Source organism: Niabella aurantiaca DSM 17617, assembly GCF_000374125.1.
In the GTDB taxonomy this organism is placed as follows: Bacteria; Bacteroidota; Bacteroidia; order Chitinophagales; family Chitinophagaceae; genus Niabella; species Niabella aurantiaca.
This window is the reverse complement of the sequence record NZ_KB893644.1, coordinates 221,242-242,587: the sequence shown is the minus strand read 5'-3', so window position 1 is coordinate 242,587 and position 21,346 is coordinate 221,242. Positions and strand designations below refer to the sequence as shown.

Sequence of the window (21,346 nt, the reverse complement as noted above, 5' to 3'; positions counted from 1 at the left end):
ATCTAATTACGTTTTTTAATGTGATGCATTTTTCTAAAAATTCCATACAGAACTTTTATTTGGCCGGGGTTTCTGCCGGGGCAGCAGCAGCGCCACCAGACAAACGAACCGCGTCCAACTCCGAATCAAAAGGCTTTACCAATGCATAGCGTGAAACTTTATTGATGGTCATTTCATCCAGCATGTCCACTACGTTTTTATAGGTAGCATCTTCCGTGGGTTTGATCACCACAAAAAAGTCTTTCTGCTTACAATCATCAATGGATTTTCCTTTTGCCCGGGCTTCATTTTCACAAGCCGGGTCGGTCACATAGCGGGAAACCACCTCTCTTTTTTTACGGATGATCTCTGCCCGGATGTCCTTATATGTTGCGCTCTTAAAATTTGATCCGGTAGGATCCAGATCACCTTCATAATAGAACACCTTGTCGTCCTTAGCCAGGATCACCGACAAAGAACCGGATTCTTTGATCTTCGTTTCTTCATCCTTCTTATCGGTATCTTTCGGCATGTTCAGATCCATTGTGGTTGGATTGCTCATTGTTGCCGTAAAAATAAAGAAGGTGATCAGCAGGAATCCCAGGTCCACCATTGGCGTCATATCCACCCGGGTGTTCAGTTTCTTGGCCTTCTTGACCCCGGGGCCTTTCTTATGCCCGTCATCGCCGCCAGTATCTAAACTTGCCATATTTTTTTCTTTTTACTGGTTATAGTAAGTGATTGAATTTTATTTTGCCTGCAGCCGCTCCTTGTACAGATCGGTTCCTGCGGGTGCGTCCTGAGGCATGGTTACCAGGTTGTACTTCTGCTCATCATTACGTTTCATGGCATCGATAACAGCACCGAAGGTTGGATATTTTGAGGTGTTATCCCCTTTAACCAGGTACTTCAGCTGCTCGCCGGCGAAAACATATTTAGCAGCGCCGATCCAGTTTACCAGCTCACTGGTAGCTGAATCTTTTACCGGAATACCATCCTGTGCCACTTTTGCCCGCTCGGCCGGGGAGAGCGCCATGAATCCTTTTATTTTATTAAAAGGCATCCCGATCATTTCTCCATCCTGGTACTGGCTCAGGTCAGCATCCGTAAGCGTGATCCCGGACCTTTTGGCTGCCTCCTTGATGATCTCCTTGCCTTTTTGGACATCAGACTTGGACATCACAGAAAAATAGACCTTGTTATCCTTATCAATACTCATCATAACCGCATTGTTATCAGGCATTATCTGAGACGAAACAGAATTCGGCGTATCGATGGGTACCGGCTCAGACGGTTTGAATTTTGTAGCCATGATAAAGAAGGAGAGGATCAGGAACGCCACATCCACAAAGGGCGTCATATCCGTATCCGTCGGCTTCTTTTGTATTTTTGCTTTTGCCATTATTGACTTGATTTTGATATAAGACGAAAAATCTGTTTTATTCCATAAAAATCTTGCTTCTTATACTATTTATATAAAGAAGCAAAGGATTGGGTCAGGGTAAAACCAGATTCGTCAATACCATATGTAATGCTGTCAATACGAGTTGTAAGCATGTTATAAATGATCAGGGCCAGGGCTGAAGTACCGATACCTAATGCGGTATTATACAAGGCCTCAGAGATACCTACCGCCAGTTCAGCAGCATTACCGCCACCGCTGTCACCTAAAGCCGAGAATGATTTGATCATACCCATTACCGTACCCAATAACGCGATCAACGTACCGGTGGATACAATGGTGGATAAGAATACCAGGTTCTTTTGCAACATGGGCAATTCCAAAGCAGTTGCTTCTTCAACTTCTTTCTGAATAGCCGCAATTTTTTGCTCGGTTTCCAAACCGGTTTCGCCGATCATTTCTTTGTAACGACGCAGACCTGCTTTCATAACATTACCAACAGAACCTTTTTGCTTGTCGCACTCAGCCAATGCAGCATCTACATTTTTATTAGCCAGGTGGTACTGTACTTTACGGATAAAATTGCTGATGTTTCCTTTACCCAGTGCTTTGGCAATGGTCAGGAACCTTTCAATTGCAAACACAACTACCATTAACAGCATACCGATCAGCAACGGTACGATGATCCCTCCTTCATAAATCCGGTGGAAGGCACCGTGGGGACCTTTGTGCTCCGGCCAGAAGCCTCCTGCTTTGTCAGGCTGGTCAAACCCAGAATCCGCGCCAATCACAAAGCGCCATATACAATACCCAGCAACAATACACAAAATGGGCGCCACCCACGAAATCAAATTACTGCTTTTTTTAGGTTGAACAGAAGTAGTAGCCGTTACGGGCTTCGCTTGATTTGTCTCAGCCATGATCTTAGTTTTTTTAGTTTTTTAAATATTGAACAAGTTTATTTGAGTCTACAATTCTAACAAAAAAAATCAAACAACAAAATTTTTCGTCATTATTTTTTTTTAACCGATTGAAGTTAATCTTTTTTTATAATTAATCAAAAAAAACAAAAAAATGTTACGATAATTTTATTTAAAATCGTTTTTGATTTTATTGTATTCAATAAAACAGCTCCAGCATTGCGTTTTTTATTCATAGCGCAATGCTTCTATAGGATTCAATCTTCCCGCTTTTACCGCCGGGTAAATGCCTGCTCCGAGACCAACAATTGTGCAAATGACAATTCCATATACCACCCAATCCCAGGGAACCACAAACCCGGTATGCAGCACCAGCGAGAACAGGTTTCCGACGATGACTCCCAGGAGGATCCCCAACAGGGCACCGAGGATGCTGATAATGATCGCTTCCAGTAAAAACTGGATCTTGACCGACCGTCGCTTTCCTCCCAATGCCTTTACCAGCCCCACTTCCTTGGTGCGTTCCGATACAGAAACCAGCATAATATTCATCAGCCCGATGGCGGCCCCCAGCAGCGTGATGACGCCAATAACGATAGCGGCCCACCGGATATAGCGCAGCACATTCATTGCCGTTTGCACGGCGCTGTCGCTCCGGTCCAACGCAAAATTGCTGGCTTCGGTAATGCCGTTTCTTCTGACCGATCGGAAAAAACTTTCAGCTTCGCCCATTGCTGCGTCCAGTTGCTTCAGATCGGCCACTTTTACCGCAATCACGTAAGAAACATTGGGGCTGCCAAAATTCCGGGCCCAGTTCTGGTACCCGGTTATGACCATATTATCCCGGCTGAAACCGAATGTGGCGCCTTTCCCCTCCAGGATCCCCAATACCCGGTAAGGCAGGTTGTTGATACGTATGGTCGTATTTATCCCGCCGTCCATCGCCTCGCCAAAAAAGCTCCGGGCAACATCCAGTCCCAGGATGCACAGGTTCTGACCGCCCCGGATCTCTCCGGCTGTAAAGTTCCGGCCGTATAAAATCTTGTAGGAATTCAGGCTCAGGTAATTTTCGTCACCCCCGAGGAGCACCACATTGGGGCTGGTTTTCTTATCACTAAAAGACAGGATATTGCTTCTTCCGCCAAATACGGAAATGCCCGACACGACCCCGGGAAAATGATAATGATTGATAAAATACTCGGCCTGCTCCCGGGTAATGACCTTGTTCAGATTGGACTGTTTTTCTTTTTTCCCCTTCTTGGAAACGGCCAGATCGCCTCCCCGGCCGCCCATATTCATATTGCGCTCCTTGAATCGTATGGTAAAGCCATTGGCGCCCATCGAAGAAAAGCTTTCGGAGAATTTTTGGTTCATTGCCTTGATGGCTGTAATGATCCCTACCAGCGCCATAATGCCAAAAGCAATGATGGTAACCGTAAGCCCGGTGCGCAACTTATTGCTTTTTACGGTGCGGAATGCAAGCAGTAAAGTGTCTTTAAATTTCACCTTGCTAAGTTACAGGTTATCGGTTTAAGGTTTGAAGTTTAATGATACGGATGCTCATTTGCACATTTTCAAATCCTCAAATCTGATAGTTCTAAGCTTGTTCCGGGTGACGGAAAGACCAGGGGGCATTTAACGCTGAGGATCGAAAATCCCAAATCCGGTCCCGGTTTGAGGCCGAATGCTCATTCCCACATTTCCACATTCACAAATTTTCAAATACTGAACCGGATGATTAAAAATACATCCAGCCGAATATTATGTTGGGAAAAAGTCCGGTAAACACGATGAGCACACAGATGCCCACCAGCACACACTTTTCAAATGCGCTGATCCCGGAAAAGTGATTGGGCCCTTCTTTAAAGTACATCGCCTGTATCACCCGGAAGTAATAATAAGCGCTTACCGCAGCCATCAGCACGCCAAAGATCACCAGCCACATATAGCCACCGGCCTGTATAACTGCCTTTAGCATATAGAACTTGGCCAGGAATCCTGCAGAAAGCGGTATGCCGGCCAAAGACAACATGAAAATGGCAACGCATAGCGCCACTAAAGGCTGATGCCCTGCCAGACCATTGAACCCGTCAAAGGAGTAATCCGTCATTTTGCTGATGATCCCAAATACCCCGATCGTTGCCAGGCAGTAGGCTATTGCGTAAAGCAGCAGGCCCTCATGCGCCGTTTCATTCATGGCCACCAGGGCAAACAGCATAAAACCGGCCTGGGAAATACTGGAATAGGCCAGCATCCGTTTTACGCTTTGCTGAAAGACCGCAGTGATGTTCCCTACCAGCAGCGTAAGCGCCGCCAGCACGGCCATCCATATTTTCCATTGGAGCGCGATCGCATCAAAAGCAGTGTAGAACAGGTGGAGGAACCCGACAAAAATGCCCACTTTTACAATCGTGGCCATAAAAGAGGTAAATACATTCGGAGCACCGTCATATACATCCGGCGTCCAGAAGTGAAAGGGAGCGATGGATACCTTAAAGCACATGGAGAACAACAGCATCAGCATCCCCGCCGTCAGCAGGTTTGATTTCAACAGCCCGGCAATATTCATCTTTGTAATATCAAAAGTGCCGGTGGCCCCGTAGATCAACGCAATACCCATCAGCATTACGCCGGTTGAAAAAGCCCCCATCAAAAAATATTTCAGCGCCGCCTCATTGCTTTTTAAATCCTTTTTTGCAGAGCCGGTCAGGATGTATAGTGGAATGGAGATGATCTCAATTCCGATAAAAAGTATCAGCAGGTTGGTAAATGCGGTTACCAGGAAGATGCCGGTCAGGATGAAGAAGATCAGGGCAAAATATTCGGCATAGTGATTCCCCACCTTTTGCATGTCTTTTGAGGAAATAAGGAAAAAGATCAGCGTGCAGGCAATGACGATCGTATTAAAAAACAGCGCATAGCCGGTAAATGAAAGGAAGCCGGTTGTATTCACATGAAAAAAATGGATCCCTTTTGTGTCGAGGACATTCGCAACCAGCAATACGGCCATGCCCAAAATAGCCAGTATCCGCACCGGGGCCTTTGTCCTGAACAAAAAGCTGGCGAACATCATCACCACACCTAACAAACCTGATAATAGTACTGCGTTCATATTATTTCTCTTAATGCTTCTGCTTCATCAACATCGGAAGCACGTCTGAATTTTTTAAAATGGATTGACTGATATGATCTAATGCGTTTAAGAATGGCTGGGGATAGATACCCAGGATCAGAATGGCGCCAACAATGATTGCAAGGATCGCCCGCTCATGAAAAACGATATCGCTCCCCTTTTCCGTGAGTGCGTTTGTTTCCCCAAAAAACACTTTGCGCCCCAGACGCAGGGTATATACCGCGCCCAGGATGATCCCAAGACCCGCTGTGGCCATGATCAGGACACCATGCTCTGAAACCCGGGAAGCCAGGATGCCTCTGAACATCAGGAACTCGCCGATGAAGGCATTGGTTAAAGGCAGGGCTATATTGGCAAAAGCAATGATCACAAAGAAGAAGGTAAGCACCGGTGCTTTTTGGGCAATGCCGCCCAAAGCGGAAATCTTAACGGTGCCGAATTTCCGCTCGATGATCTCCACCACGATCCACATCCCCAGAATATTGATCCCATGGGAGAACATCTGTATCATGGTTCCCTGCAGAGCACTTTTGTCTTCGGCAAAAACAGCCGCACACATCAGCCCGATATGGGCGATGGAAGAATAGGCAACCAGCCGCTTCATATCATCCTGCCGCATTGCGATCAGGGATGCATAAACAATGCCCGTTACCGCCAGCAGGGATATGGTATCCCCGTTCAGGTAGGAAGCAAAAGGGAACACCGGCAACAGCCAGCGCAGTACCCCCAGCAAGCCCATTTTTACCATCAGCGCACTGAGCACCATTGTTGCCGCAGTTGGCGATTGCTGGTACGTATCCGGCTGCCAGGTGTGAAACGGGAATACCGGCATTTTTACCGCAAAAGCCACAAAGAATAACCAGAACAGCCAGGATTGTTCCTTCAGGGAAAGACCAGCCTGGTAAAAGGCGGTAATATCAAAGGAATGGCCCGGAGTACGGGAATAAACATACAGTATGCCCACCAGCATTAACAATGAGCCGATGAAAGTATAGATAAAGAATTTAAAAGTTACCGCAATGCGCTTTTCGCCGCCCCATTGCGAACAGATAAAATAAATCGGTATGAGCGCCAGTTCCCAGAAGAAGTAAAAAAGCAGGGCATCCATTGCCAGGAATACGCCCATGAGGCCGGCCTGTGTTAAGAGCATCAACCCAAAGAAGTTATGCACCTTTTTGTAGGCAGTGGTCCAGGTCGAAAGAAAGATCACGGGGTAAGACAGCGCTGTGAGCAGGCATAGCATGATCCCCATGCCATCCCCTTTCAACGAAAAGCTACTGTTCAGCGATCCCATCCAGCCGGCCCTGAACGTCCAGCATCCGGGTGCCGTATAAACCGCCACACCAAGAATGGAAATGATAAACGTGATGATGGCTGCCAATAACGACCAGGTTCTCACCTGTTCCTCTTTTTTCATTAAAAAAGCAGCCAACCCGCTCACTAAAGGCACCAGTATCAACAACAATGCGATCATATTTCAAATTTCAAATTCCAAATTCCAATCCCGATAGCGATCGGGGTAAAGTTCCAAGTTTCGGTTTCCGGGTCATTTTCTCAAAAAGAACTGCACAATAAAGATCAGCACCATTCCCAGCACCATCATTAATATATAAGAGCCGGTTTGCCCGCTTTGCAACCAGCGCAGCTGACGGCCGCCATAACGCACCAGCCGGCCCACTCCGTTCACCAGTCCGTCTACCACTTTTTTATCTACTACATTGCTCAAAAATGAGCCCAGCATATTGAGCGGCTTTACAATAACACCCTGGTACAGCTCGTCTATATACCATTTATTTTCCAATATTTTTCCGAAACCGGTTGCGGCCTGCAGGTCGGGTTTTTTAGAGAACCGGGCCCAGGCAATGATTACGGTAAGGATCACCAATACGGAGGACAGCCCTGCAAGCCCCCACTCTGTGCTATGCTCCACTTCGTGCTTCGGCAGAACGGCGTATGCTTCTTTAAAAACGGGCTGCAGGAAGCCGGACAATGCATGTGCCCCATGCGCGATAAACTCCGGCACTCCGACAAATCCGCCGATTACGGAAAGAACAGCCAGGATGACCAGCGGTATGGTGATGGCTGCAGGGCTTTCATGTAAATGATGTTTCTGCTCGTCCGTGCCACGGAATGTTCCTTTAAACGTAGTAACATATAGCCGGAACATATAAAACGCGGTCAATAGTGCCCCAAACAAGCCCAGCGCATACAATACCGGCGACTTCGCAAATGCGCCTGCGAGAATTTCGTCCTTGGAGAAAAAGCCGGAAAAACCCGGAATGCCGGCAATGGCCAGGCAGCCCAGCAGGAAGGTAATATTGGTTATCTTCATGTACCGGGACAAACCGCCCATTTTGCGCATATCCTGCTCGCCCCCCATTGCATGAATAACGCTGCCGCTGCCCAGGAACAACAATGCCTTGAAGAAGGCATGGGTCATTACATGAAAAACAGCCGCCACATAAGCACCACTTCCCAATGCCAGGAACATATATCCCAGCTGGCTTACTGTCGAATACGCCAGCACTTTTTTAATGTCGTTCTGTTTGAGGGCAATGGTAGCGGCCAGCAGGGCCGTAGCAATGCCAATGATAGCGATCACATTTAATGTGGCCGGGGCCATGGCAAACATCAGGTTGGCCCGGGCGATCATATAGACCCCCGCGGTAACCATGGTAGCGGCGTGGATGAGCGCCGACACTGGCGTAGGACCCGCCATCGCATCGGGCAGCCAGGTGTACAACGGGATCTGGGCACTTTTACCGGTGGCGCCTACAAACAGCAGTAATGTAATGGTGGTCATTTCCTTACCCGATAATTTTGCCAGGGAGGCACTGGTAAAGATCTCACTAAAAGTGGTTGTGCCCAGCTTATGGATCAGCATGAACAAGGCGATCAAAAAGGCCAGGTCGCCCACACGGTTCATGATGAACGCCTTGTTGGCGGCCTTGCTGTATTCTTTTTTCTTAAACCAGAAACCGATCAGCAGGTACGAGCATAGGCCAACGCCTTCCCACCCAATGAACATGATCACAAAATTGGCCCCCATCACCAGCAACAGCATGGAGAACACAAACAGGTTCAGATAGGCAAAATACCTCCCGAAATGCACTGGTTTTTCTTCATGCATATAAGAAACAGAATAAACATGGATCAAAAAGCCGATACCGGTAATGATCAGCAGCCAGATGGCCGACAACTGATCGATCTGGAAGGCAAAGGGGATCTTCAGATTGCCCACATTGATGAACGGGAAATATTCCGCGGTATGTACATTTCCTCCACGGACCTGGAAAAACACCCAGAGGCTTAATACAAAAGAGGCAAGAATGACACCGCTTCCGATAAAACCGATGGCTCCTTTTGATAAATTTTTTCTTCCCAATCCGTTTATGATACAGCCCAGCAACGGCAACAGCGGGATCCAATAAACGATATCTAACACATTATTCATAATAAAAAGAATGCCGGCGCAATTAATGTTTCAGCCTGTTTAAGAAATTAATATTTATCGAATGCACATTCCGGTACATCATCACAATGATCGCCAGACCAACGCTTACTTCCGCTGCCGCTACTACCATGATGAAAAATACAAACAACTGTCCGTCGGTACCTGCTGTGGCTGCCGCCCCTTTTGCCAGGTGATGCATTTTTGAGAAAGCTACCAGCAACAGGTTAACCGAGTTCAGCATCAGCTCGATGCACATGAAAACAATAATGGCGTTCCTGCGTGTCAATACCCCTACCACACCTATGGCAAACAAACAAAGAGCAAGGGTTATGTAATAATTTATTGGCATTTTTTGAATTTGAGATTTGAGATTTGAGATCTTATTCTTTCTTACCGATTACCACGGCCCCGATCATGGCGCTCAGGAACAGCACGCTGCTGATTTCAAACGGAACAACAAAGGTGGTGAACAACTCCCTTCCGAGGCTTTTCACCAGCCCGATATCACCGGTTCCCATTTCCACCAGGTTCTTTTTTATTTCCGTATTTTTTAAAGCTGCGATCAGTACGAGGAATAAGCAGCTTCCGGCAATGGCCCCCACAATCTGCAGCCATTTGTTCTTCAGGGTTTCCGTTGCCCTGCTCAGGTTCATGAGCATGATCACAAAAAGGAACAATACCATAATGGCCCCGGCATAAACGATGATATTTACAATGGCCAGGAATTGCGCATTCATTAAAATATAATGGCCGGAGATGGCAAAGAAAGTAACAATCAATCCCAGCACACTGTACACAGGATTTTTACTGGTCACAATCATCAGCGCGCTGCCTATAGCAATTACCGTTAGTAACCAGAATAATAGTTGCGTAATATTCATTTCATTTTCTTATTAACCCTTAAACACCTTCTTTTTCCCTGTTGATGGTTCCCAACGCTTTTTGATAGCCTTCCGGATCTGTAACCGGATCGGGGATCAGCAGGTCTTCTTTTTTATAAATAAATCCCTTACGCTGGTAGTTGGCAGGTGTAAATGTCTGCGACAGGTAAATGGCATCTTTGGGGCAAGCCTCCTCACAATATCCGCAGAAGATACAGCGCAGCATATTGATCTCATATTTTGCGGCATATTTTTCCTCACGATACAGTTTTTCTTCGCCTTCCTGGCGTTCCGCAGCCTCCATGGTAATGGCTTCTGCCGGACAGGCTACGGCACAAAGACCACAGGCCGTACATCTTTCACGCCCTTCCTCATCCCGGTTAAGGATGTGCAGACCTCTGAAGACCTTGCTAAACGGCCTTGTTTCTTCAGGATATTTAATGGTGGCCTTCTTTTTAAAGAAATGTCTCAATGTAATGGCCATCCCTTTAAAAATATTTACCAGGTATAAACGCTCTACCCAGTTCATCGGCCTCCGATCAACGGGTTTACTCCTGTTTGTTAATGGTTCACTCATATTTCTTTATACAGCGCTTTACTTTTTAATTTTTTGTTTATCAACGCCTGTGCAAGGCTCCACATTCTTGTGTCACTCACTTGTACACCGGTACTGTTTTCATCTTTTTCAATTCTCACATTTCCACATTCCCATTCTACTTCTTCAGCCAAAGGATCACCACCGCGGTGATCACCATATTCAGCAATGCCAGCGGGATCAGCCGTTTCCATCCAAGATGCATCAGCTGGTCAAAACGGAACCGGGGAATGGTCCAGCGGATCCACATAAATACAAATACAAAGAACAGGGCCTTCACCATCAGCGTAAGGAATGTAAGCAAGGCTACCCAGTTCTCTCCAATATGCTGCGCCAGGCTGGCTTCGTTAACAAACGGAATATCGTAACCTCCAAAATACAGGGTAGCCATGATAACACCGCTTATGAACATATTAATGTATTCTGCAAACAAGTAAAAACCCAGCTTCATACTGGAGTATTCCTGGTGGTATCCGAAGTTCAGTTCATTTTCCGCCTCGGGTAAATCAAACGGTGTGCGGTTCGTTTCCGCCAGCGCACAGATAAAAAAGATGATGAAGCCGATAGGCTGGTAAGCGATGTTCCATACGGCGTTGTACTGCTCCCCTACGATTACGCTCATCTGCAATGAACCGGTGAGCATCAGTACCGCAATCAGCGACAACCCCATGGCCAGCTCATACGATACCATCTGCGACGCACCACGGATAGCTGCCAGCAGTGAAAATTTATTGTTGGAGGCCCAACCGCCCAGCATGATGCCGTACACGCCGAGGCTTACCACGCCAAAAACATAAAGGATCCCGATGTTCACATCCGCAACCTGCAGGGGCACCGTGCGGTTGCCGATATTCATAGAAGCTCCCCAGGGAATCACGGCGCTGGTCAGCAATGCGGTTACCATTGCCAGCAGCGGGCCCAGTATGAACAGGAATTTTGAAGATGCCAGCGGAATGATCTCTTCTTTAAAAAAGAGCTTCCCTCCATCGGCCAATGGCTGCAGCAAGCCAAAAGGACCTGCCCTGTTTGGCCCGATCCGGTCCTGGATGAATGCCGCTACCTTTCTTTCGCCATATGTAGCATACATGGCCACCACCATTGACAAGGTAACAATGGCGGCGATCAGCACCAGTTTTTCAATAATAAAAATCCAATCAATAGCCAGTAAGTACATGTTATAAAATAATATAGCTTGTTAATCTTTCTTTTCCTCTGTTAATTTTTTCCGGTCAAACACTTCTCCTGTTGCCGGCCCGGGGATCTTGCTCAGGTCGATGGCCGGATCGTTCACATCGCTGATGCTGTGAATATTCATCAGCAGCTTGGGTGCCCGCCCGCCCATCACTTCGGGGATCGTTTCCCTGGGAAGGTCCAGCACTTCATAGTGGTTGGCCCCGATAACGGAGTGCCGGGCTACCTTCATGGGCCCCTCAATCACCCAGTCTTTGATATCTTTCTTTTCAAAACGGCATTCATTACAGATCCACCCCGTTTTGCCATCTTCTGCCGGCAGTATTTCGCCCCAGGGATCCTTGCGTGCTGTTACCCGCAATACTTCGTTGCCCCGCTCCCACAGTGTTACTTTTCCACAGCAATTCGGACAATCGCGGTGCGCATCCACCGGTTTGGTGAACCATACCCGGTTCTTAAAACGGAAGGTTCTATCGGTCAGGGCTCCCACCGGGCATACATCGATCACATTACCGATAAACTCATTATCCAGCGATTTTTCGATATATGTAGCAATCTCTGCATGATCGCCCCTGTCCAGTATTCCATGCTGCCGTTTATTGGTCAGCTGATCAGCGGTAAATACACAACGGTAGCAAAGGATACAACGCGTCATATGCAGCTGGATGTATTTACCCAGGTTGTGTTTTTTGAAGGTACGGCGTTTGAATTCGTAGCGCGTACCTTCCTTACCATGTTCATAGCTCAGATCCTGCAGATGGCACTCTCCCGCCTGGTCACAGATCGGGCAATCCAGCGGGTGGTTAATCAACAGGAATTCTACCACGCTGTTTCGTGCATTGATCACCCGTTCGCTGGTGATGTTTTTTACTTCCATGCCATCCATTACCGTAGTGCGGCAGCTGGCTACCAGCTTAGGCATGGGCCGCGGGTCTTTTTCCGATCCTTTGCTAACCTCTACCAGGCAGGTACGGCATTTACCACCACTGCCTTTCAGCGGTGTATAAAAACACATAGCCGGGGGCGCCACATCACCGCCTACCATCCTTGCAGCCTGCAGAATGGTAGTACCGGGCGGCACTTCCAGGGTAACATTGTCGATGGTTACCTTAAAATTTGCAGGTGGTTCTTGTTTTATTTCGTCTGCCATATTTATTTCTCGCAAAGACGCCAGGACCTCGCCAAGACGCCAATATTTTATAAATTATTTACAATACGATGCATACCATTTTTAATCAGCGGTACATTAAAGTTGATTAGCAGCCCCAGCTTCAAATCTGTTAACTTTAGATATGTTAGCACCTGCTTATAATGTACATCTGCCAATGCCTCGATCGATTTAAATTCCAGAATTACTTTATTCCCAATTACTACATCAGGGATAAAACCAATTCCCATATCTATTCCCTTGTGTATCAATCGCACTCCCTGCTGCCTTTTAAACCCTATCCCCGTTTTTTGCCACTCATAGCAAAAGATCTCCTCGTAAACGCTTTCAAATAATCCCGGTCCATATTGACTGTGAATTTTGAAACAGCAATCAACCGCAATCTTCGCTAATTCATTTTCCGTCATACCTTTTATTCTTTGCGTTGACTTTGCGGCTTTGCGAGAAACGACCTTACACCGCCACAGGCTCCGATACCGGCAACGGATCGGCATAATGCGCCAATCCGAAATTACGGGTTTGCGCCTCTGCCGCATTGGTGATATGCCATTCAAATTCATCGCGGAAATGCCGGATCGCCGCGGCAACCGGCCACGCGGCGGCATCACCCAAAGGACAGATCGTATTTCCTTCGATCTTGCTCTGAATATCCCACAACAGGTCTATATCGCTCATCTTGCCCTGCCCCTGGTCCAGGCGCAGCAGCAGCTTTTCCATCCATCCGGTACCTTCCCGGCAGGGTGAACACTGTCCACAGCTTTCATGACGGTAAAAGCGCGCCAGCGTATAGGTATGCTTCACCACGCACTGATCTTCATCCAGCACAATAAATCCACCGCTACCCATCATGGTACCGGTTGCAAAACCGCCATCAGCGAGGCTCTCATAGTTCATCATCCGCGGTTCACCCTTCGCCGTTTTCAGCAGCAGGTTGGCCGGTAAAATGGGAACAGAAGATCCGCCCGGAATACAGGCTTTCAACCGTTTGCCGTTTTTGATACCGCCACACCACTCATCACTGTAAATAAACTCCTCAACGGAGATGGTCATGTCGATTTCATAAACCCCGGGCTTGTTGATATTGCCGCAGGCCGAGATCAGCTTTGTTCCGGTAGACCGTCCCACGCCTATTTTTGCATACTCCTCACCACCGATGTTGATGATGGGCGCCACAGCGGCCAGGGTTTCTACGTTGTTTACCACGGTCGGGCGGTCCCAGGCACCTTTTACCGCAGGGAAGGGCGGCTTGATGCGCGGGTTGCCCCGTTTGCCCTCCAGCGATTCGATCAAAGCGGTTTCTTCTCCGCAGATATAAGCTCCCGCACCCCGCTGTACATAGATCTCACAATCGAACCCGGAGTTTAATATATTCTTTCCCAGAAAACCGTTTGCTTTTGCTTCCTCAATCGCCTGCTCCAGAATATCCGGTATCCAGGCGTATTCGCCCCGGATGTAGATATAGGTAACGTTTGACCCCAGTGCATAGCTGGAAACGATCAGCCCCTCGATGAGCAGATGCGGAATGAACTCCATGAGGTAGCGATCCTTAAACGTACCCGGTTCACTTTCATCCGCATTGCATACCAGGTGACGGGGAACGCCTTCGGGTTTGGCAATAAAGCTCCATTTCATACCTGCAGGAAACCCCGCTCCGCCCCGGCCTCTGAGGCCGCTTTTCTTTACTTCCTCCACTACCTCATCCGGCGACATTTTCAAAGCCTTCTCCACGCTACGGTAGCCTCCGTTCTTACGGTAAACATCGTAATAGCGGATGCCTTCAATATGTGCGTTCTCTAAAAGTAATTTTTTACTGCTCATTGTTTTTATCCTTTTCCAAAAATCAGCTGCGGAACAACTAACTTTTGGGCTTATCGTAGTTGAACATCCAGCTGATACCGAACCGATCCGTTACCATTCCGAATTTTGCCCCCCAAAACGTATCCTGGAGCGGCATAGTTATGGTTCCTCCTGCCGCTATGGCCTCAAATGCCCCGGTAATGGATGCTTCATCGGTAAAATTCAGTGCCAGGCTTATATTGGATCCGGCGGTTACAGGCTCGGCTCCCGGTGCGCAATCGCTCACCATGAAATTCAGCTCGCCTGCGTTGAACAGGGCGTGCATGATCTTATCCTTATGTGAATCCGGGCTTGGAAATTCGGCCTGTGTGTCACCGAAGGTTTGCTGGTGCACAATTTGTCCGCCCAGGGCCTTTGCATAAAAATCCAGCGCCTCCGCAGCATCACCGTTAAAATTCAGGTAAGGAGTAATTGCCTGCATAGCTATTTCTTTTTAATTGTTAACGGATGCGTCATTCCTGCATGCTGCAATAATGGCATCTACTTTCTCTTTTGTAAGATGCTCTTTGTAAAATTTACCCATCTGCATCATCGGTGCATACCCGCAGGCCCCGAGACACTCGGCGGTTTTCAGCGTAAACAAACCATCTTCCGTGGTTTCCCCGGGTTTTATATTCAATTGTTCACCAATATATGCAATGATATCATCGCTTCCCTGGATCATGCAGGGACCGGTCTGGCATACTTCAAATACGTATTTCCCGACCGGTCTCAGGTTGTACATCGTGTAAAATGTGGCAACCTCATACACTTCTATCGGCTCTATTTTTAAAAGTGTGGCCACATAGTCCATCGTTTCTGTGCTCAGCCAGCCAAAGACCTCCTGGGCCAGGTGCAGTACCGGCAGCAAAGCACTTTTTTGCTTTCCTTCCGGATAGCGGGCGATGATCTGGTTCACTTTATCTAATTGTTCCTGAGAAAACTGTATCATTATCTTTTGCTCCATTATTAAATTCCGTTTACGCATCCATTTCCCCTGCGATCAGGTTCATGGACGACATGACCACGATCGCATCACTCAGCATCGCACCCTTCACCATTTCGGCATACGCCTGGTAGTATATAAAACAGGGCCTTCTGAAATGCAGGCGGTAAGGAGTCCGCCCCCCGTCGCTGATGAAATAAAAGCCCAGTTCGCCGTTGGCACCTTCCACCGCCTGGTACACTTCGCCCGGAGGCATATTGATCTCCCCCATAATGATCTTAAAATGCCAGATCAGCGCTTCCATTTTTGTATATACGTCCTTTTTGGGCGGCAGGTAATATTCCGGTACATCCGCGTGATATACGGTGGCGTCTTCTCCCTTCAGGTCATTCAGTTTTTGCATGGCCTGCTCAATAATCCGCAGACTCTGCCACATCTCACCGTTGCGTACCAGGAAGCGGTCATAGGAATCCCCGGTGGAACCGATGGGTACCTCAAAATCGAACTCCTCGTAACTGCTGTACGGAGCCACCACACGTACGTCATAGTCCACTCCCGCAGCCCGGAGGTTGGGACCGGTAAACCCGTAATTCAATGCCCGTTCGGCACTGATAGGGCCTGCACCTATTGTTCGCTCCATAAAGATCCGGTTGCGGGTAAACAGGTCTTCAAATTCTTTTAATACCGCCGGGTATTCCTTCAAAAAGCGTTCAGTCTTTTCAAAGGCCGCATTTGTAAAATCGCGCTCAAAGCCGCCAATGCGCCCGATATTCGTGGTGAGCCGGGAGCCGCAGATCTCTTCGTAGATCTCGTACACCAGCTCGCGGTATTGCATCACATATAAAAAACCGGTATAGGCTCCGCTGTCGACCCCCATGATGGAATTACAGATGAGGTGGTCCGTGATCCGCGCCAGCTCCATAATGATTACCCGCAGGTAATCTACCCGCTTGGGCACCTGTACCTTCAGCAATTTTTCGCAGGTAAGATGCCAGCCTATATTATTGATCGGAGCCGAGCAGTAGTTCAGGCGATCGGTCAGTGGCGTTATCTGGTATAAGGGGCGCCGTTCGGCGATCTTTTCAAAGGCCCTGTGAATATAGCCTACCGTAGAGTCAGCGGCAACAATTTTTTCACCATCCAGCTCGATAATATTCTGGAAAACTCCGTGGGTAGCCGGATGCGTGGGACCCAGGTTCAATGTAGTCGTTTGTTTCTCTATACTGCCACTCGGCAATAATACATTGTCGCTCATAATCAAATATGCAATACGATCGTTTAAAGTGATCGGTCAACAGGGTCCTCAAACTTTAAACGTCAGCCATTAAACTTATTTATCTTCCGAACATCTCGTCATCTTTGTCGATACGGCTCTGGTCTTCCAGCGGATATTCTTTCCGCATCGGGAAATAGTCCATTTCTTCTACATTCAATATCCGCTTCAGGTTGGGGTGACCAACGAAGTTTACCCCGTAAAAGTCGTAGGTTTCCCGTTCCATCCAGTTGGCACCGGCAAAAAGGCCGGTTGCCGTATATACATCGGGCTGTGCGCTATCCGTAAATACCTTATACCGGATCCGCACATTTTCCCTCATATTGTGCAGGTGATACACCACTGCAATTTCCTGTCCCTTGTTGTCGGGGTAATGCACTCCGCAGAGATCCGTAAGGAAACGGAATTGCAGCGTTGCTTCCTCCACCAGGAAATTCAGCACCTTCAGATTGAGCTCTTTGGCGGACTGGAAGCTCAGCATTCCGTACTGCTCTTCAAAACCGATAACCTGGTCACCAAATTTCTCAACCAGCTTCTCTTTTATCTGTTCGTTGCTCAATGCCATTGTAAAAGACTTTCAGTATTCAGTATTCAGTATTCAGTATTCAGACGGATGCATATGTGTGTCTAAATACTTCATACTAAAGATCTCCATATATTATACTATTGTATCCCGTAACTTTCCAATAATGCTTTATACTGCTCACTATTCCTTCTTCTGAGGCTTTCTTTGCCCACCAGGTCCTGGATGCGCATCAATCCGTCGAGAATGGCTTCCGGCCGGGGAGGGCAGCCGGGAACATAAACGTCCACCGGCACTACCTGGTCTATTCCCTGCAGCACACTGTATGTATCAAAGATTCCACCGCTGCTAGCGCAGGCGCCCACGGCAATCACCCAGCGGGGTTCAGCCATTTGCAGGTACACTTGTTTTACCACCGGTCCCATTTTTTTTGCAATGGTGCCCATAACCATCAGCAGGTCGCACTGGCGGGGAGAAAACCCCACCCGCTCGCTGCCAAAACGGGCAATATCATAAGTGGCGGCCATGGTAGCCATAAATTCAATTCCACAGCAGGAGGTAGCAAAGGGAAGCGGCCATAAGGAGTTCTTCCGCGCCAACCCGATCACATTGTCCAGCGTTGTTGCAAAAAAACCCTGCCCCTGGTGCCCTTCCGGCATTTCTGCCATGCTGATATCTGCCTCCAGCGGTTTTTTCTTAATATTATATGATACTGGTCTCATTTGAGATTTGAGATTTGAGATTTGAGATCGAGGCTCAAATCAGAAATTATAAATTTTTTAGTCCTCCCACTTCAACGCGCCGCGCCGGATGATATAGATAAACCCGCACAGGAAAAACGCTACGAACAACAGCACCGCATAAAACCCGCTCCAACCCAGTTCCCTGAAATTCACGGCATAGGGATAAAAAAAGATCACCTCCACATCAAATAACACAAAAAGAATGGCCGTGAGGAAATATTTGATCGCGATCGGCTGCCGGGCCTCCCCGTGCGATTCGATACCGCTGGCAAAGTTTTGCAGTTTATCCGCGGTTCTCCGTTTGGGCCCCAGCAGATGGGTAACCCCCATCAGGGTAACGATCATTCCTGCCGCAAATAAGAGTTGTAAACCAATGGGCAGGTAGGAGCCTGAAGTATCTAAATTCGTCTGTATAGCTAAATTTACCATCTCGATTATGCAATAAGCAAAAATAAGGTAACCATTTAACAAATCCTTTTTTTAAGGGTTAAAAAGCAAACAGCCCCGAAAAATTCCGGAGCTGTTTTTATGGATAAAAGATTCGTTCTTATTTCTGGGACCCACCGCTGGCAGTGTCCTTTTTGGGAGCCGTGCTCGTAGTGTCTTTGGCCCCGGTTGCCGCTCCGCCGGCCTGGTTATTTGATTCCTCGGTACCTGCCGGTTTGGCCGCCATTTTGCTCACCTGCTCAATCAGCCCCTGGACCTGCTGTTTCACATCGTCGTTGGGTGCATTTTGCAAAGCAACATTCAGGTATTTCAACCCGGTTTCCTTGTCGCCTTTTTCATTTACAAAATAAGGGAACAGAACAGCAGCAGCGCTAAATGCGTTGCTCTTTGCATCTCTTGCCGTATCCTTCAGGGAAAATGCAACGAGTTTTTCCGCATCCGGTATCATGATGTTCTTTGCATTTGCAGAATCGAAAATCCGGCTGTTATTAAAGGCCCAGAGGTAGCCATAGTTCACATCCGGGAATTTGGTCCGCATAGCGTCAAATACCTTCCAGGACTTTTCATATTCTTTCCCCTGGTAGTAGGCACGGTAACCGGCGTCAAAAAAGTCGTTGATGGTAGGGTTGGGTTTGATCTCGAGTATTTTGCTCAGCAGATCGCCCTGTAAAGCATATTGTTTCTTGTCGGCAAAGAACTTTGCACCTTCCTGCAGCATTTTTATCCTGCCGGCAGTGGTGGTATCTGCTTTCAGCCCTTCCTCGTAGGCCTGCATCACTTCATTTTCTTTACCCGGGGTAGCCGCATAAACGGTTGCCTTCAGGTTGTAGTCCATCGGATCCATGTCCTCCTTATCTACTTTCGCAAAATACTTTTCCATATATGGTAAAGCCGCTTTAGCATCTCCTTTATCTACATAGGCCCAGGCCAGCAGCTTATAAAGGTTGGGCTTTGCCAGGTCGCCCATTTTCTGCTGGATGCCGGTTGCCGAAGCAATGGCCTGATCGTACTGCTTGTTCAAATAAAACGTTTGCGCCTTGTAATAGTCATTCCACGGGCTGGGATCTGAATTGGCGATGATCTTATCTGCGATCGCATTCGCTCCGTTAAAATCCCCGGTACCCATTTTATACCAATACAGGTTTTCGTAGGCGGGTACAAAAGCCGGGTTGGCTGCAATGGCTTTATCAATGTTCTGCTGATAAAGTTCATAGTTCCGTTGAGACTTAAAGATCAAAGCGTTTCTTAAGTAGGCTTTTGCAAAACTGGGTTCTATATCTACCGCGTCCCTGTACGAGCTGAACGCAGCCGTACCATCACCGGGTTTTGCCTTACGATAGGCATCGCCCAGGTTGGTCAGGATATCGGCCCGGAACCAATGATCCTTGGCCTTTTCGGTTTCGGCCTTTGCCTCTTCCAGCTTCTGCACGGCATAATTGATATCGCCGATCTTGTCAATATTATTGTACTCTTTGGCGATGGCGGCACCAACGGCATTCAGGATCTCCGGATCGTTTCCTTTCCGGCGTTTGCTGGCGGTCAGGGCAGCCTCAAAGCTTTGCTTTGCTTCGTTCGCTTTTCCGTTGATCAGTTGCAACTGACCCTTTGCTACCAGCAGCCACTCGTCATTGGGATTTGCAGCCAGCGCCTTGTCCAGCACCTGCTGTGCTCCCGCTTTATCCTGATTTTCGATATCTGCACGAACCAGCCAGTAGATAGCTTCTGGCTTATCACCCTGCTTTTCAAAAATTGATTTTGCCCCCAGCACTTTTCCCGAGTACAATGCTTTTACACCATCCTGTATGGACTGCGCATTGACTGCTACCCCCAGGATTACTGTAAGTGCTAAAAGACGGATTTTCTTGTTGATCATTTTTCTAATTTTATTTTACCAGTAAATAATAGATTTTCAAATATAATCCTTTTTAAATTTTATTCTTTTGTTTGCGCCGGCCGGATGATAAAGTTCTTACGGCCCGGCATCAAATAGGCCCGCTTAAAGATCAGCTGGCCGATCTCCCCTCCTATAAAATCTGCAAACCCTGTGCCCAATCCCCGATGCCCTTCCTTCAAAATATAAACCAGGTCCCGGGTCATCGGATAACGCTTGGTATAGATGTTTGCCTGCACCGGTAAGACATATTTTCCGGGTTTGTCGCTGCTTTCTATTTGCACAATTTTAACCTTTTTTAAAAAGCTTAACTGTTCCGCGTCGTCCCTGTTCCCGATCCAGCTTACCCCAATAAAGCCCACCGCCTGGGGATTATTGGCCACATAATGGATCACCGAGTCACTGGTATTGGCTCCCATGGCCTTTGGCGTGATCTTTTGCCCTTTTAACACACTATCCAGCAGAAAGCGGACCGTGCTGGTGGCGGACAACCCATCAAAAACAGGAACCAGCGGCTTGGTATAAGTTCCGGTAAGGATCATTTTTATCTCCGCCATCGTCAACAGCGTATCTCTCGAAGCCGGGTTTACGATCACCGCAACCGCATCCCGGGCTACCGGCAGTTGTTTCACCACCACATGCAGCGAGTCTACAACCGACCGCACCTGCTCTTCCGACAGCTTTATTGTTGCGATCACCATCCGGATGCTGTCATTAAATAAGTCGGTCATGCACTCCGATTCCGGTTTGTATTGCGCATGGATCTTCGTGCTGTCATTATTGGACTCATATACCTGGATCAATGCGTCCACGATCGGCCGGAACGATTCATCGGCGCTGATCGTGATCTCTCCTTTTTTGGGTGTATCCGTAAATGTACGCACCTGCTCATTCCCGGATGTACACGAACCGAACAGGATCCCCAACACACTGCCCCATAGCACGAAGCGCAACATTTTCATTT

At 47.8% G+C, this 21,346-nt stretch carries 22 protein-coding genes; all 22 read right to left on the bottom strand.

What is annotated here, in order from left to right; all coding sequences use genetic code 11:
• Window positions 1-55: 55 nt before the first annotated feature.
• Window positions 56-688 carry an ExbD/TolR family protein gene (locus B160_RS0120420; protein WP_018629794.1) on the bottom strand — a complete coding sequence of 211 codons (633 nt, stop codon included), beginning with the start codon at window positions 686-688 and terminating at the stop codon, window positions 56-58.
• A gap of 39 nt (window positions 689-727) precedes the next feature.
• Complete coding sequence (locus tag B160_RS0120415; protein WP_018629793.1) at window positions 728-1,381, bottom strand: ExbD/TolR family protein; 654 nt, start codon at window positions 1,379-1,381, stop codon at window positions 728-730.
• Between the two features lie 65 nt (window positions 1,382-1,446).
• Complete coding sequence (locus B160_RS0120410) at window positions 1,447-2,301, bottom strand: MotA/TolQ/ExbB proton channel family protein (protein ID WP_018629792.1); 855 nt, start codon at window positions 2,299-2,301, stop codon at window positions 1,447-1,449.
• Between the two features lie 228 nt (window positions 2,302-2,529).
• The gene (locus tag B160_RS0120400; RefSeq protein WP_018629790.1) at window positions 2,530-3,807 is read right to left on the bottom strand and encodes an ABC transporter permease; all 1,278 of its coding nucleotides are present in this window, start codon (window positions 3,805-3,807) and stop codon (window positions 2,530-2,532) included.
• 232 nt (window positions 3,808-4,039) lie between these two features.
• Window positions 4,040-5,413, bottom strand: a complete 1,374-nt coding sequence (locus B160_RS0120395) for an NADH-quinone oxidoreductase subunit N (RefSeq protein ID WP_026309904.1) — start codon at window positions 5,411-5,413, stop codon at window positions 4,040-4,042.
• A gap of 10 nt (window positions 5,414-5,423) precedes the next feature.
• Window positions 5,424-6,908, bottom strand: coding sequence for a complex I subunit 4 family protein (locus tag B160_RS0120390; RefSeq protein WP_018629788.1), 1,485 nt, complete (start codon window positions 6,906-6,908; stop codon window positions 5,424-5,426).
• 72 nt (window positions 6,909-6,980) lie between these two features.
• A complete protein-coding gene (nuoL, locus tag B160_RS0120385) occupies window positions 6,981-8,888 on the bottom strand; it encodes an NADH-quinone oxidoreductase subunit L (RefSeq protein ID WP_018629787.1) in 1,908 nt (635 codons plus the stop codon).
• A 22-nt stretch (window positions 8,889-8,910) separates the two neighbouring features.
• Entirely contained in the window at window positions 8,911-9,237 is a 327-nt protein-coding gene (gene nuoK, locus B160_RS0120380; protein ID WP_040680180.1) for an NADH-quinone oxidoreductase subunit NuoK, read from the bottom strand.
• 31 nt (window positions 9,238-9,268) lie between these two features.
• Window positions 9,269-9,769, bottom strand: coding sequence for an NADH-quinone oxidoreductase subunit J family protein (locus B160_RS0120375; protein WP_018629785.1), 501 nt, complete (start codon window positions 9,767-9,769; stop codon window positions 9,269-9,271).
• A 19-nt stretch (window positions 9,770-9,788) separates the two neighbouring features.
• Entirely contained in the window at window positions 9,789-10,346 is a 558-nt protein-coding gene (gene nuoI / locus B160_RS0120370; protein WP_026309901.1) for an NADH-quinone oxidoreductase subunit NuoI, read from the bottom strand.
• A 136-nt stretch (window positions 10,347-10,482) separates the two neighbouring features.
• On the bottom strand, window positions 10,483-11,538 hold the full coding sequence (gene nuoH / locus B160_RS0120360) for an NADH-quinone oxidoreductase subunit NuoH (RefSeq protein WP_018629782.1): 1,056 nt from the start codon (window positions 11,536-11,538) through the stop codon (window positions 10,483-10,485).
• A 21-nt stretch (window positions 11,539-11,559) separates the two neighbouring features.
• On the bottom strand, window positions 11,560-12,705 hold the full coding sequence (locus B160_RS29770; protein WP_018629781.1) for an NADH-quinone oxidoreductase subunit G: 1,146 nt from the start codon (window positions 12,703-12,705) through the stop codon (window positions 11,560-11,562).
• A 47-nt stretch (window positions 12,706-12,752) separates the two neighbouring features.
• Window positions 12,753-13,130, bottom strand: coding sequence for a GxxExxY protein (locus B160_RS0120350; RefSeq protein WP_018629780.1), 378 nt, complete (start codon window positions 13,128-13,130; stop codon window positions 12,753-12,755).
• Window positions 13,131-13,176: 46 nt separating this feature from the next.
• Complete coding sequence (gene nuoF / locus B160_RS0120345; protein WP_018629779.1) at window positions 13,177-14,541, bottom strand: NADH-quinone oxidoreductase subunit NuoF; 1,365 nt, start codon at window positions 14,539-14,541, stop codon at window positions 13,177-13,179.
• Window positions 14,542-14,578: 37 nt separating this feature from the next.
• Window positions 14,579-15,001 (bottom strand): VOC family protein, encoded by a 423-nt coding sequence (locus B160_RS0120340; protein WP_018629778.1) that lies wholly within the window; start codon window positions 14,999-15,001, stop codon window positions 14,579-14,581.
• Window positions 15,002-15,013: 12 nt separating this feature from the next.
• A complete protein-coding gene (locus B160_RS0120335; RefSeq protein WP_026309900.1) occupies window positions 15,014-15,511 on the bottom strand; it encodes an NADH-quinone oxidoreductase subunit NuoE family protein in 498 nt (165 codons plus the stop codon).
• A 28-nt stretch (window positions 15,512-15,539) separates the two neighbouring features.
• Entirely contained in the window at window positions 15,540-16,760 is a 1,221-nt protein-coding gene (locus tag B160_RS0120330; protein WP_026309899.1) for an NADH-quinone oxidoreductase subunit D, read from the bottom strand.
• A 79-nt stretch (window positions 16,761-16,839) separates the two neighbouring features.
• Complete coding sequence (locus tag B160_RS0120325; RefSeq protein ID WP_018629775.1) at window positions 16,840-17,343, bottom strand: NADH-quinone oxidoreductase subunit C; 504 nt, start codon at window positions 17,341-17,343, stop codon at window positions 16,840-16,842.
• A gap of 98 nt (window positions 17,344-17,441) precedes the next feature.
• Window positions 17,442-18,023 (bottom strand): NADH-quinone oxidoreductase subunit B, encoded by a 582-nt coding sequence (locus B160_RS0120320; RefSeq protein ID WP_018629774.1) that lies wholly within the window; start codon window positions 18,021-18,023, stop codon window positions 17,442-17,444.
• 57 nt (window positions 18,024-18,080) lie between these two features.
• The gene (locus B160_RS0120315) at window positions 18,081-18,473 is read right to left on the bottom strand and encodes an NADH-quinone oxidoreductase subunit A (protein WP_040680217.1); all 393 of its coding nucleotides are present in this window, start codon (window positions 18,471-18,473) and stop codon (window positions 18,081-18,083) included.
• Window positions 18,474-18,591: 118 nt separating this feature from the next.
• Window positions 18,592-20,364, bottom strand: a complete 1,773-nt coding sequence (locus tag B160_RS0120310; protein WP_018629772.1) for a tetratricopeptide repeat protein — start codon at window positions 20,362-20,364, stop codon at window positions 18,592-18,594.
• Window positions 20,365-20,423: 59 nt separating this feature from the next.
• On the bottom strand, window positions 20,424-21,344 hold the full coding sequence (locus B160_RS0120305) for a PstS family phosphate ABC transporter substrate-binding protein (RefSeq protein ID WP_018629771.1): 921 nt from the start codon (window positions 21,342-21,344) through the stop codon (window positions 20,424-20,426).
• Between the last annotated feature and the right edge of the window lie 2 nt (window positions 21,345-21,346).

Bases quoted from the DNA above. Each gene is read 5' to 3' on its own strand.
- B160_RS0120335 (WP_026309900.1), bottom strand. From the start codon at position 15,511: ATGATACAGTTTTCTCAGGAACAATTAGATAAAGTGAACCAGATCATC.
- nuoL (WP_018629787.1), bottom strand. From the start codon at position 8,888: ATGAATAATGTGTTAGATATCGTTTATTGGATCCCGCTGTTGCCGTTG.
- B160_RS0120315 (WP_040680217.1), bottom strand. From the start codon at position 18,473: ATGGTAAATTTAGCTATACAGACGAATTTAGATACTTCAGGCTCCTAC.
- B160_RS0120415 (WP_018629793.1), bottom strand. From the start codon at position 1,381: ATGGCAAAAGCAAAAATACAAAAGAAGCCGACGGATACGGATATGACG.
- nuoK (WP_040680180.1), bottom strand. From the start codon at position 9,237: ATGCCAATAAATTATTACATAACCCTTGCTCTTTGTTTGTTTGCCATA.
- B160_RS0120305 (WP_018629771.1), bottom strand. From the start codon at position 21,344: ATGAAAATGTTGCGCTTCGTGCTATGGGGCAGTGTGTTGGGGATCCTG.
- B160_RS0120410 (WP_018629792.1), bottom strand. From the start codon at position 2,301: ATGGCTGAGACAAATCAAGCGAAGCCCGTAACGGCTACTACTTCTGTT.
- nuoI (WP_026309901.1), bottom strand. From the start codon at position 10,346: ATGAGTGAACCATTAACAAACAGGAGTAAACCCGTTGATCGGAGGCCG.
- nuoH (WP_018629782.1), bottom strand. From the start codon at position 11,538: ATGTACTTACTGGCTATTGATTGGATTTTTATTATTGAAAAACTGGTG.
- nuoF (WP_018629779.1), bottom strand. From the start codon at position 14,541: ATGAGCAGTAAAAAATTACTTTTAGAGAACGCACATATTGAAGGCATC.
- B160_RS0120350 (WP_018629780.1), bottom strand. From the start codon at position 13,130: ATGACGGAAAATGAATTAGCGAAGATTGCGGTTGATTGCTGTTTCAAA.
- B160_RS0120395 (WP_026309904.1), bottom strand. From the start codon at position 5,413: ATGAACGCAGTACTATTATCAGGTTTGTTAGGTGTGGTGATGATGTTC.
- B160_RS0120325 (WP_018629775.1), bottom strand. From the start codon at position 17,343: ATGGCATTGAGCAACGAACAGATAAAAGAGAAGCTGGTTGAGAAATTT.
- B160_RS0120310 (WP_018629772.1), bottom strand. From the start codon at position 20,364: ATGATCAACAAGAAAATCCGTCTTTTAGCACTTACAGTAATCCTGGGG.
- B160_RS0120375 (WP_018629785.1), bottom strand. From the start codon at position 9,769: ATGAATATTACGCAACTATTATTCTGGTTACTAACGGTAATTGCTATA.
- B160_RS0120390 (WP_018629788.1), bottom strand. From the start codon at position 6,908: ATGATCGCATTGTTGTTGATACTGGTGCCTTTAGTGAGCGGGTTGGCT.
- B160_RS0120320 (WP_018629774.1), bottom strand. From the start codon at position 18,023: ATGAGACCAGTATCATATAATATTAAGAAAAAACCGCTGGAGGCAGAT.
- B160_RS0120420 (WP_018629794.1), bottom strand. From the start codon at position 688: ATGGCAAGTTTAGATACTGGCGGCGATGACGGGCATAAGAAAGGCCCC.
- B160_RS0120340 (WP_018629778.1), bottom strand. From the start codon at position 15,001: ATGCAGGCAATTACTCCTTACCTGAATTTTAACGGTGATGCTGCGGAG.
- B160_RS0120330 (WP_026309899.1), bottom strand. From the start codon at position 16,760: ATGAGCGACAATGTATTATTGCCGAGTGGCAGTATAGAGAAACAAACG.
- B160_RS29770 (WP_018629781.1), bottom strand. From the start codon at position 12,705: ATGGCAGACGAAATAAAACAAGAACCACCTGCAAATTTTAAGGTAACC.